11 protein-coding genes are annotated in these 11,141 nt (G+C 34.7%); 9 read left to right on the plus strand and 2 right to left on the minus strand.

Translation table 11 applies throughout. The annotated features are described in order from the left end of the window. Positions 1-219: 219 nt before the first annotated feature. The 4 genes from V7024_RS23470 (at position 220) to V7024_RS23485 (ending at position 4,918) form a co-directional block, all read left to right on the plus strand. Positions 220-1,167, plus strand: coding sequence for a nucleoside hydrolase (locus V7024_RS23470; protein WP_335524445.1), 948 nt, complete (start codon positions 220-222; stop codon positions 1,165-1,167). 127 nt (positions 1,168-1,294) lie between these two features. Continuing rightward, positions 1,295-2,395: a serine hydrolase gene (locus tag V7024_RS23475; protein WP_438824510.1), complete on the plus strand. Its 1,101-nt coding sequence runs from the start codon at positions 1,295-1,297 to the stop codon at positions 2,393-2,395. Between the two features lie 103 nt (positions 2,396-2,498). After that, positions 2,499-4,007, plus strand: a complete 1,509-nt coding sequence (gene argH, locus V7024_RS23480) for an argininosuccinate lyase (RefSeq protein WP_335524446.1) — start codon at positions 2,499-2,501, stop codon at positions 4,005-4,007. A 71-nt stretch (positions 4,008-4,078) separates the two neighbouring features. Next, a complete protein-coding gene (locus V7024_RS23485; RefSeq protein ID WP_335524447.1) occupies positions 4,079-4,918 on the plus strand; it encodes a GNAT family N-acetyltransferase in 840 nt (279 codons plus the stop codon). 30 nt (positions 4,919-4,948) lie between these two features. Here V7024_RS23485 and V7024_RS23490 read toward each other — a convergent pair whose 3' ends face one another. Beyond that, entirely contained in the window at positions 4,949-5,701 is a 753-nt protein-coding gene (locus V7024_RS23490) for a (S)-benzoin forming benzil reductase (RefSeq protein WP_335524448.1), read from the minus strand. A gap of 130 nt (positions 5,702-5,831) precedes the next feature. Between V7024_RS23490 and V7024_RS23495 the strand changes: the two genes are divergently transcribed. The 3 genes from V7024_RS23495 (at position 5,832) to V7024_RS23505 (ending at position 7,559) form a co-directional block, all read left to right on the plus strand. Further along, positions 5,832-6,224, plus strand: coding sequence for a ferritin-like domain-containing protein (locus tag V7024_RS23495; protein WP_335524450.1), 393 nt, complete (start codon positions 5,832-5,834; stop codon positions 6,222-6,224). Positions 6,225-6,466: 242 nt separating this feature from the next. Continuing rightward, on the plus strand, positions 6,467-6,856 hold the full coding sequence (locus V7024_RS23500) for an NUDIX hydrolase (RefSeq protein ID WP_335524451.1): 390 nt from the start codon (positions 6,467-6,469) through the stop codon (positions 6,854-6,856). A gap of 85 nt (positions 6,857-6,941) precedes the next feature. Beyond that, on the plus strand, positions 6,942-7,559 hold the full coding sequence (locus V7024_RS23505; protein WP_335524453.1) for an acetate uptake transporter: 618 nt from the start codon (positions 6,942-6,944) through the stop codon (positions 7,557-7,559). A gap of 53 nt (positions 7,560-7,612) precedes the next feature. On the opposite strand, the gene V7024_RS23510 is transcribed toward V7024_RS23505, so the two are convergent. Beyond that, positions 7,613-8,725 (minus strand): phosphodiester glycosidase family protein, encoded by a 1,113-nt coding sequence (locus V7024_RS23510; protein ID WP_335524455.1) that lies wholly within the window; start codon positions 8,723-8,725, stop codon positions 7,613-7,615. A 510-nt stretch (positions 8,726-9,235) separates the two neighbouring features. On the opposite strand from V7024_RS23510, the gene cspD reads away from it, so the two are divergent. Then, a complete protein-coding gene (cspD, locus tag V7024_RS23515) occupies positions 9,236-9,436 on the plus strand; it encodes a cold-shock protein CspD (protein ID WP_020062101.1) in 201 nt (66 codons plus the stop codon). 318 nt (positions 9,437-9,754) lie between these two features. After that, positions 9,755-10,603 (plus strand): exonuclease, encoded by an 849-nt coding sequence (locus V7024_RS23520; protein ID WP_335524456.1) that lies wholly within the window; start codon positions 9,755-9,757, stop codon positions 10,601-10,603. The last annotated feature ends 538 nt before the right edge of the window (positions 10,604-11,141 follow it).

Below are 11,141 nucleotides of genomic sequence, written 5' to 3' on the forward strand. Positions count from 1 at the left end.
GCCCTTTATTCATTGAGGATTTGTAAAATTTATGCCTTGATAAATTTATTCTCCTGTTTTTTTATTATGCAACCTTATGTGTTCTATATGTAAAACAGTCGTTTTCATGAAAATAATCCATTCATAATTTGTTTATAATTTTTCTCAGGTGAGATAAAAAATGCCCGCATTTGCTTCTGTACACTTTCTTTCGTTCATATAGTAATAGCAATTGATAGGATGGAGTTGAATGCCTTGAAAAAAGTACTGTTTCTTGGAGATCCAGGTATTGATGATTCATTGGCAATTATATACGGTTTATTACATCCTGATATTGATATTGTTGGCATTGTAACCGGATATGGAAACGTTACGCAGGAACAAGCGACGAATAATGCAGCATATTTATTACAAATAGCTGGAAGAGAAGATATTCCAATTATTAATGGGGCAAGGATTCCTTTATCAGGAGAGTTTATAACATATTATCCAGAAATACATGGGCAAGAAGGATTAGGCCCTATTCGTCCACCTGAAACGATTAAAGCAAATGTGAAACCGTTTTGTGAAATATTTGAGATTATTAAAAGATACAAAGGAGAGCTAATTATCGTTGATGCGGGGCGCTCAACAAGTTTAGCAACGGCTTTTATTTTAGAGAAAGAACTGATGAAAAATGTAAAAGAGTATTACATAATGGGGGGAGGATTTCTTGTTCCAGGCAATGTTACTCCTGTTGCAGAAGCAAATTTTCACGGAGATGCAATTGCTTCGAATTTAGTCATGCAATATGCGGAACATGTTACGTTAATCCCGCTAAATGTAACGAATGAAGCGATCATTACTCCTAAAACTGTTACATATATTGCAAAGAAAACAAAAACAAATTTTAATAAATTGATTGAACCGATTTTTAATTATTATTACGGAGCTTATAAAAAATTAAATCCTAAAATAGGAGGAAGTCCGATTCATGATGTTGTCACGATGATGGCCGTCGGTAATCCTTCTTTGATGGAATATGTATATCGCCGAGTTCAAGTTGATGTAGATGGTCTTGCAAAAGGGGAAAGTATAGCTGATTTTAGACCGCAGCCAAGTGCTGAGGCGATGAAAAATTGGGTAAGGATTGGGTGGAAATTACATTACAAACAATTTCTTGAAGATTTTATTCGGATTATGACATAGACAATATGCAAGTTTACAAGTTACAATAGAGGCGATCTTATTACAGATCGCCTCTATTGTTTTGCGTGTGAATTATATATAATAGATTACAAGATATAGTTTAGGAGAGGAATTCCATTTGAGAACAATTGGATTGTGTGTGGGAATAATTGGTTTATTCGCATTTATTATCTCAGGAAATTTTTTAGTAAAAAAAGTATGGAGTTCAAATTATGATGATGCGCAGTATGTTGCGTCATTTGTAGAAGAAAATAAAGAGCAAAAAAACAGCGCATTGTTAGTAAAACGAAATGATAAATTGGTGTACTCTGTAAACCCTAATGTTGTATTACCTGTAGCGAGTACGATGAAGCTTATTGTAGCATTGGAGTTCACAAAGCAAGTAGGAGAAGGAAAAATTGATCCAAATGAGCTTGTATCATTGGATGATGTTAATCGCTATTATATTCCAAAGACAGATGGCGGTGCTCATGAAAGATGGCAAAAAGTTTTAATGAAAAAAGGACTTATAGAGGAAAATGCTGTTACGCTTGAAGACATCGCAAGAGGAATGATGAAATTTAGCTCAAATGCAAATACAGAGTATTTAATGGATCGTCTTGGTATAGACAATATTAATGCAAATATAAATAAATTGGCATTACCATCACATCGGCCATTATTTCCAATCGTTGCGTCTTTGTATATTCCGGGATATTTACACAAGGAATTACATGTTCCAAAACAGCAACTAGAAAATAAATTAAAAAACATGTCGCAAGAAGAATATCGTAAATATGCGATGTTAATGCATGAGCGTTTAAAGCAAAAAGGCTCGCAGTTGCAAAATGAAATTCCGCTTTTCTTAGGAGAAAAGTATGAAAAAATATGGTCAGATAGATTTCCAGCCGCTTCTGCGAATGACTATATGATTTTATTAGAGAAAGCAAATCATAAGAGGGGTCTTTCAAAAGAAGAAGAGAAAGAATGGGCACAACTTGTAGAATCAGATATGCAAGGGAAAAAATATCGCCAAGTTTTTCGACATGCTGGTCAAAAAAATGGCTACACACCATGGTCTTTATCTAAAGCTGTATATGCAACAGACAAACAGGGGAACTGTACAGAAATTGTCTTTTTAGCAAACGATGTAAATGAAGACGACAGTGCTGAATTACGTAAACATTTACTAAATTTGCATTTTCAAATATTACAAAGTGATAAATATAAAGCAACTATTATTAAGTAAAACCGATGTGTATGCATCGGTTTTTTTTTCATTGGATAAACACATTATTTTAAGTAGATGGGTATGATGATTAATAATTAATAGACGAGGGGAGCTATTTGAAATGCAGGAGGGGAACGAGGAGTTTATGCAACGGGAAGGAGTTATCTTTCCTGGTAAGACATATGCAGATTGTATACTACAACACATATTCTATTTTCAAAGAAATTATTTATTAGAGGACATGTTTCGTATTCATCATGCACATGTCATTATGTTGGAAGAAGAAGGTTTGTTAAAAAAACAAGATGCAAAAAAAATTGTAATGGCAGTAGAGAAAGTAAAAACGATCTCATTAGACAAGCTTGTATATAGTGAAGAGTATGAAGATCTCTTTTTTCTAGTTGAACATCTGATTCAAAAAGAAGCAGACAGTGATAGTATTAGCAATATGCATATTGGACGGAGTCGAAATGATATGGGGGTGGCGATGTATCGGATGAGCTTACGACGATATTTACTACGATACATCGAACATTTTATGTTATTGCAAGAGGGCATTCTAGGGCAGGCTAAAGAGCATATGGAAACGATAATGCCGGCATATACGCATACACAACCAGCACAGCCAACAACGTTTGGGCATTATTTGCTTGCCATTTATGATATGATGGGGCGGGATACGGAGCGTTTATGGAGCGCTTATCGTGCTGTAAATCAATCTCCGTTAGGGGCGGCAGCACTTGCTACAACAAGTTTTCCAATTAACCGAAAACGGGTTGCGGATCTTCTTGGTTTTTCAAAAGTAATTGAAAATTCTTATGACGCGATTGCAAGTACTGATTATTTATTAGAAACAAGTAGTGCACTTATGATAATGATGACAAATACAAGTAGATGGCTCCAAGACTTTTTATTATTAGCTACGAAAGAATACAGTGGCATTACAGTTGCAGATCCTTATGTGCAAATTAGTAGTATTATGCCGCAAAAACGAAATCCTGTATCAATTGAACATGCAAGATCTCTTGCAAGTAGTATTTGGGGAGAAGCGTTTACAGTTTTTCAAATGATTCATAATACTCCATTTGGAGATATAGTCGATACAGAAGATGATTTACAGCCGCATTTATATAAAGGGTTTGAGAAAGCAATTCGAGTTGTTTGTGTAATGAATGCGGTGGTACGTACAATGACAATTGAAAAGGAAATTTTGCAAAGTCGTGCAAATAGGCATGCAATTACGATAACTGAATTAGCTGATTCATTAACTAGGAAGTATGATGTTCCATTTCGTCGTGCTCACCACGCAGCTAGTTATATAGCAAAATTTTCGGAAGAACAGAAAAAAGATTTACATGAACTAAACCTTGTCGATATTAATGTGTATTTACAAAATGAGCTACAGGTTGTACTAACAGAAGAAGAGTGGAAGGAAATGATTTCACCTCATTCATTTGTTGCAAGAAGAAACGTTTATGGGGGACCAAGCCGCGAACAAATGCAACGGATGATTAGAGAAAGAAAAGAGAAAATGGCAGTGCAGGAGCAAGTGTTAAAGGATATGAAGAAGAAGCTTAGTGAAGCTGAAACACAATTGAATACAATTGTTACAACTATTGTAAACTTATGAAATAAAGAAGGATTTCCCTTTTAAATCGCCAATATATCACTATATATTTAGGAAAGAAAGAAGAGATTATAGTGATACGACTCCACATATATACAAATTTTACGCAATTTAAAAATGATGTTCTTCCTTTTTTAGAAACATATGAGCAAGAGAACAATTTACTACTCGGTGTGTTACAATCTTCTCAGCTCCCATTATTCATGGCAACAGCTATAAAAGGGGAGGAGCTTGTATTTGTCATGCTTCAAACACATCAGCGTCAAGTAATTGTAGCGAAACCTGCGCTTTTAGAAAAAAATGATATTAGAGAGCTTGCAAAGCAACTATCGATTGCATATCCTGATGTACCTGGATTAATTGGAGAAAAACAAGTGGTAGAGCATTTAGCAGAACAGCTTGCAGGTTTTCAAAATAAGTCGATCCAGGTCAAAATGAATCAAGGTGTATACGGGTTAAGGTATGTTAAGAAGAAGGCTGAAAGCAATGGGATTTTCCGCCGAGTTGAATTAAAAGAAAAAGATTTAATTGAAAATTGGGTATACCACTTTTGTGAAGACGTAAATTTAGCGCTCACAAAGGAAGAAGCAGTGCATACTGCAGCTGAATTAATTGAAAGTCAGCGTCTGTTTGGATGGGAAGTGGAAGGGTGGTTAGTTTCAATGGCTGCAGTCACAAGACCAACGAAACGTAATATCACAATTAATTTTGTATATACTCCGGAGGCAGAACGTAAAAAAGGTTATGCTTTCAATTGTGTATCAGCACTAAGTCAACGTATGTTGGAAAATGGATATGAAATGACTTCATTATATACTGATTTAGCAAATCCTACATCTAATAAAATATATAAAGAAATTGGTTATGAATTAGTGATGGAGTCAGTTCTATTATTTTTAGAATCTAAACATTAGAAAAAACTCGCTATTTATTAACGAGTTTTTTTATTGTTCATCAATACGTATAATGCCACCTTGATCAAAGTGATTTGTTTCTAATAAGTGAATAACGGCTTTTGCTACATAAGTTGGTGATAGTAACTGATCATTTTCTTTCAAAGCCAAGAAACGTTCTACCTGATTAAAATCTTCTTTTTGTGTTTGTCTAATTTCTGTCTGCATCTCTGTATCTACTACACCTGGCGCAAAAGAAATGACTTTTACTGGGTATTCTTTGTCAGTTTCTTCAAGCGCAATACATTTTGTAAGCATATTTATGCCAGCTTTCGTTGTGCAATATGCTCCCCAGCCGAAGTACGGATTTTGTCCAGCACCAGAAGAGATGTTAATAATACGTTTATCTACGTTCCAGTCTTTCGTGTGTTTTATAAATGCTGAAGAAAGCAACATAGGTGCTACTAAATTTACATGTACATTTGCGATTAATTGCTCACTTTCTGACCGCTCAAGTGGTTTCATTGGCGCTAACATACCGGCATTATTAATTAGGTGAATAGAAGAAACGGTCGTTACATCAATATTTGAAAAAATCTTTTCCATGAGTGACTCAATTTGATGAATCTCTTGTAGATTAACCGAATAGAAATCAAAGGGAATATTTAGGTGCTTTGCTTTTTCAATGAGTTGTTCGTTTTGGTTACGTGATAGCGAAATGAGTTTCGTCCCTTGTTCTAATAATTGTGCGGCAATTGCCTCACCTAAACCGCGAGAAGTTCCTGTTATTATTACATAACGCATATATTGTTATCTCCTTTCCTTATATATGTATTAGTATAAAGCATTCTTTTTTTATAAGCGAAACGAAACTGAACGAATTAATTACCTCTACATACAATAAAGTAATGCATTGTTTTGAGGGGGAGTAGGTATGTACTATGTAAATCCTAACTCGTATAATCAATTTTATCGAGTAAACGAAGGAACTTATAAACAAGTATCGCAAGCAATTTTAGAAGCGATTCAAGGGGAAGCTGCGGCAATTGATTTTTATAGTCGGCTTGTAAACGAAGCACCTAATGCGAAACATAAAAAAGATATTTCACATGCATTAGAAGATGAAAAAGTGCATTTACAGCAGTTTATACAATTGTTTACAACATTAACGGGGCAACAGCCAACGTATCGAGTGGTACAAACGCAATATTCCTCTTATAAAGAGGGATTAGAACGTGCGTATGAAGATGAATTAGAAGCGTATGAAGACTATCGGAATGCTTATTTGCTAACGCAAAACTTAGCAGTTCGAGATGTTTTTTTTTGAGCGATGACAGATGAAATAGAACATGCTATGCGTTTTGGATTTTTACGATCTTCTTTATCATAAAACTAGACGATGTTGTCTAGTTTTTTTCTGTTATTTAAGGATAACCTTACATAGCTCAATGTTGAGAGAAGTGATGAAGAAAGTTTCGACTGAGGGAAGTTACACTTTATCAATGAATGTAGTTGCTGAAACAGACAGAAATAGATAAAAAAATAATATTATGCGGGGGTGTTTTAAGAATGCGAGATCGAGGTGCAGCAATTATTATACAAGAAGGAAAATTAGCTCTAATAAAGCGTATTCGGGATAAAGATGTTTACTACGTTTTTCCAGGTGGTGGAATTACCTCAGAAGAAGCAACAATTAGAGAAGTATATGAAGAACTTGGGGTACGTATACAAATCAAGCAGCTTGCAAAGAAGGTGAACTACAATGGGACACAATATTTTTATGAAGCGATCATTATAGGTGGTACATTTGGTAATGGAAAAGGTGAGGAATATATTCAAAATGACGGTGACCGTGGCAAATATATTCCGATATGGGTTTCAATAAAGGAGATATTACATATAAATATTAAACCGTTGGAAGTAGGAAAATATATATATCAATTATATGGAAATATGTAATATATAGAAATAAAATAAAAAAGATTGACAGTACCCTCTAATTTCAGTATTGTATTCAAGTATGTGTTTAAATCAGGAGGGTTTTATGGAAAAGCAAACTACACATCATGTGAAAATGACAACAGCAGATCCGTCTGCACTAGGATTATTTGGACTTGCAATGGTTACACTTGTTGCGTCCTCACAAAAACTTGGCTTAACAAGTGGTGTTTCATTTGTATTGCCATGGGCAATCTTTTTAGGGGGTTTTGCCCAATTATTTGCGTGCATTAACGATGCAAAGCACAATAATACATTCGGTACAACAGCGTTTGGTGGATTTGCATTATTTTGGTTTGGCGTTGGTACGTCATGGTTAATTCAACTTGGCGTATTTGGTGAAAAACTAGCAGCAAGTGTGGATCCAAAACAACTTGGAGTAGCATTTGTTGGTTACTTAATTTTTAGCTTATTTATGACAATTGGCGCAATGGAAACACATAAAGTATTATTTACGATTTTTGTACTTATTGATTTCTTATTTATAGGCCTTTCCTTTAGTACTTTAGGTGTTATGCCGCATGCAATGCATAAATTAGCAGCAATTTCTGAATTGCTTATTTCACTGCTTTCGTTTTACGGATCTGCAGCTGCAGTATTAAACACACATTTCGGAAAAGTTGTATTACCGGTTGGTAAGCCATTTGGTATCTTCAAAAAATAAATAATAGCAGCATGAATGAAACGGAAAAGAGCAGTTAAGTATCTGTAGGATACTTAACTGCTCTTTATTTCGTGAGAAGCAACAGCAGATGTTCCTGTAATTTCTGCAATTTTTGAAGCTTCTGCCGGATGACCGTCAATTGTAACATCCACTTTTTGATTGTTATTTGTAGTTACAACCCAACAATTTGGAAGGTAACGAGACTTATGAGAAAGAGTAGAAGGGATGTTTAATATATCTCCTAAGGCATACATAGTTGCAGAAGAACCGCCATCCATAGCCATCGCGTTTTCAGCGCCTTTGCCATATAAAAGATCCTGACAATCTTTTAAAGAAGCTCCGATGCTGTGCGGTTGTCTACCATCTACGATAAGAAACATAACTGAACCATCTTTCTTTTGAGCCATAATGCTTCGCGGGCCATATCCCCAGCCACCATCATTTGTAAGCATTTTTTCGCCATTTACGATAAGTTGGGGCATAAAACCGGCTGCAGAAACAATGTTTTTATTTAACAATTGCTGTGCAGAGTAGTCGCCTGTTATCATTTGTCCATATTTTGTTAAACCAGTAATAATAGCTGGTGTATTCTCATTTTGAGGCGTATGAATAATTTGCCCGTTTTCAATTACAATACCTAGACCAACTTTACCGCCACCGTGGCCTGTTTCATCTGAAAATCCACTTGCATTTATCGCAGCAAGCGCGTGATTCCGCTTAGCCATTACATAAATTTTCTCACCGACATCGTTACCTTGTGTACCTTGTTGTGTTACAAGTTTTACATTAAGAGGATTACTAATTGTCATGAGTTTGCCTTCAAAATAATGATCCTCATATTTTTTTTGAATGGTTTCGATTTTTACGTGAAGCGGCATATGCTTTTTCGCTTCTAATTGTTGTTTTGTAAGTTTTTGAAGCCCATCGGATTGGCTGTTTTTCCATTTTGGATTATTAATTGAATTTGAAATATCATTTAATTCTTGTTGAGATAAAAAAGTGAATTTTGCCAAATCACGATGTTGTGAAGTTAAGATGCTTTCCGCAGCAATTACACGTAATTTATGTCCATACGGCGTACCAAATAAAACACCAGCACCAATTACAATGAAAATAAGTAATAAAATGGAGGATATTTTTATTGCTTGTTTTAGATGTTTTTTCATTCTGAAAACTCCTCTTACATAATTCAGCTTTTAGTTTTTTGTGGTGCAATCACTTCTTATTTAATTAGCGTAGATTCCTTTACAATATGATGATATAAACAATTTGGCAAGAGGAAAATATGAAAGTGTATCGTTAAATCATAATAAAAACTGTCAGATTAATAATGACGGAAAAATAAGTGAATCTCATATAGAAAGACATAGACAAAGTAGAGAAAAAAACAGAGTTAATGATTCGTTCTCGTCATTTGTTATAGGAAGTAACGAGTATTAAGGCATCTAATGCATAAATTTAAAAATAAAAATTTGCATTTACGTTAATAAAGGTGTATAGTGAGGTTAAACCATTTTACTTTTAATACCATAGAGATTTAAATAAGCTGTAACTTCAGAGGGGATAGCAATGTTAAATCTTCTCTGGGTTACAGTTTTTTTATAGCTGATGATTATTTGTAAAATGGTTGAAAATGGACATGTACATTAAAGTACATACTTTAGGAGGATTTTTTCATGCAAAACGGTAAAGTAAAATGGTTTAACGCTGACAAAGGTTTCGGTTTCATCGAAGTTGAAGGTGGAGAAGACGTATTCGTTCACTTCTCAGCTATCCAAGGCGACGGCTTCAAAACTTTAGAAGAAGGTCAAGAAGTTACTTTCGAAGTTGAACAAGGTAACCGTGGACCACAAGCTACTAACGTAGTAAAAAAATAATTGAAGTGAAAGAGAAGGGAACTCCCTTCTCTTTTTTAATACCCTAAATGTGAGTGATTATTTACACTAATATATATACAAGTGAAAACACTGACATAAAAACTTTCTTTTTAGGAGGGACGAGAGCATCTGGCCGCGCATAGAAACGGTCAGTGCCTTTTCCTACTACATGCAAAGTTTAAAACAAAAAGAGAAAGCAAGTAGCGGTCATGTTGTATTCTGCACGGCAGTGACTTATGTGTCGGAAAATTAAAACGGATATATATATTAGACATTAGGGATATACTGTTAAGAAGCGATAAGGAAGAGGTATGTGGTATGTATGAACCAAAATATTATATTGTATTTGATATTGAGCGGAATTTTAGACCTTATCAATCAGATGCTCCAACGGAAATAGTTGATATTGGAGCCATCAAGATTGAAGCAAGTACAATGAGTACCATCGAAGTTTTTTCATCATTAGTGAAACCATCGGCATCCCTATCTCGTCATACAACAAAATTAACAGGAATTACAAAACAAGATGTAAAAGGTGCAGAAAAATTTCCGAAAGTAATTGAGAGATTTCGTACGTTTCTTGGAGAAGATTATATGTTTGTAACGTGGGGAAAAGAGGATTATGGATTTCTAACAGAAGATTGTACACGACATCATGTGAAATGTCCGGACCTTGAGAAAGAAAGAAGATTTGATTTGCAGAGATTTGTATTTCAAGCATATAAAGAACTATTTTTAAATCCACCCAGTTTGAAACTTGCAGTAGCACAATTGAATTTAGAATGGGAAGGAAAACAACATCGGGCCTTCGACGATGCCGAGAACACGGTAAATATTTTCCTCACAGCAGCTAAGCAAAAAGACATTCGTAAACGTTACAAGAGAGATGTGGAACTTATCCTTGTGAAAAATGGCTCTTTGACTGAGAAGGGTAAAAAGAAAATGAAGAGATGGGTATTTAAAGAGGTTAAAAAAAGAGGACATTCCCAAATGACATGGGATACGTTCATAAATAGTAAGACATGGGAGAGTGTATCAGAACAATATTATTTTGATCATACGACTTTACTACTACTACAAAATTATTTTCATACTGCTTTAAAGAAAGCGAAGCAGCAACTTCAAATATTGGCTTCCATGAATAACCAAGAGAATAAAACAAAATAGGTGCTATAAGAAAAACGGATGTTTTATACTACTGAAAAAGATAGATTACGTGCAATCAGTGAAGGAGAAAAGAATCCACTGATTGCAGTTTCACTTGAGATTAGTGAGCTGTTAATAATTGCTTCATGCAGGAGAAGTGTTCCATCCAAAGAAAATAAAAAGTAACTTCTCTAAACCTCCTGTGGTGCTAATTGGCCTACACGTTTTTCTAATTTCCTCATTTAAGGTCAAAGAAGAAGATTAATCCCCAACATCCTCATCATACAGATTTTTCAAACCGATACAAAAGGATAGAAATATAAATTTGCAAAGATAGCATAACAACTCCTGTTATTATCATCAATAACCAAGAGTAAACCTCCATTATAATATGCTCATCCATACTAGAAATAATAAGGAATCCTCGTTTATCCCGTTATTCGTTCCTCAAGATGTAGAGAAAAATGAAGTAACCTTTCTATGAATATTCCAATACTAGAAAAAATGATAAGAATGAAATAAAAAAACACCTAGTAGAACGCCTCTTGTAAAAACAAAG

It is taken from the genome of Bacillus sp. JJ864 (genome assembly GCF_036963045.1).
GTDB lineage: Bacteria > Bacillota > Bacilli > Bacillales > Bacillaceae_G > Bacillus_A > Bacillus_A pseudomycoides_C.

What these genes read in the sequence shown, in the direction of transcription:
- V7024_RS23470 (WP_335524445.1), top strand. Translation starts at nt 220, where the DNA reads ATGGAGTTGAATGCCTTGAAAAAAGTACTGTTTCTTGGAGATCCAGGT.
- V7024_RS23520 (WP_335524456.1), top strand. Translation starts at nt 9,755, where the DNA reads ATGTATGAACCAAAATATTATATTGTATTTGATATTGAGCGGAATTTT.
- cspD (WP_020062101.1), top strand. Translation starts at nt 9,236, where the DNA reads ATGCAAAACGGTAAAGTAAAATGGTTTAACGCTGACAAAGGTTTCGGT.
- V7024_RS23490 (WP_335524448.1), bottom strand. Translation starts at nt 5,701, where the DNA reads ATGCGTTATGTAATAATAACAGGAACTTCTCGCGGTTTAGGTGAGGCA.
- argH (WP_335524446.1), top strand. Translation starts at nt 2,499, where the DNA reads ATGCAGGAGGGGAACGAGGAGTTTATGCAACGGGAAGGAGTTATCTTT.
- V7024_RS23510 (WP_335524455.1), bottom strand. Translation starts at nt 8,725, where the DNA reads ATGAAAAAACATCTAAAACAAGCAATAAAAATATCCTCCATTTTATTA.
- V7024_RS23505 (WP_335524453.1), top strand. Translation starts at nt 6,942, where the DNA reads ATGGAAAAGCAAACTACACATCATGTGAAAATGACAACAGCAGATCCG.
- V7024_RS23500 (WP_335524451.1), top strand. Translation starts at nt 6,467, where the DNA reads ATGCGAGATCGAGGTGCAGCAATTATTATACAAGAAGGAAAATTAGCT.
- V7024_RS23495 (WP_335524450.1), top strand. Translation starts at nt 5,832, where the DNA reads ATGTACTATGTAAATCCTAACTCGTATAATCAATTTTATCGAGTAAAC.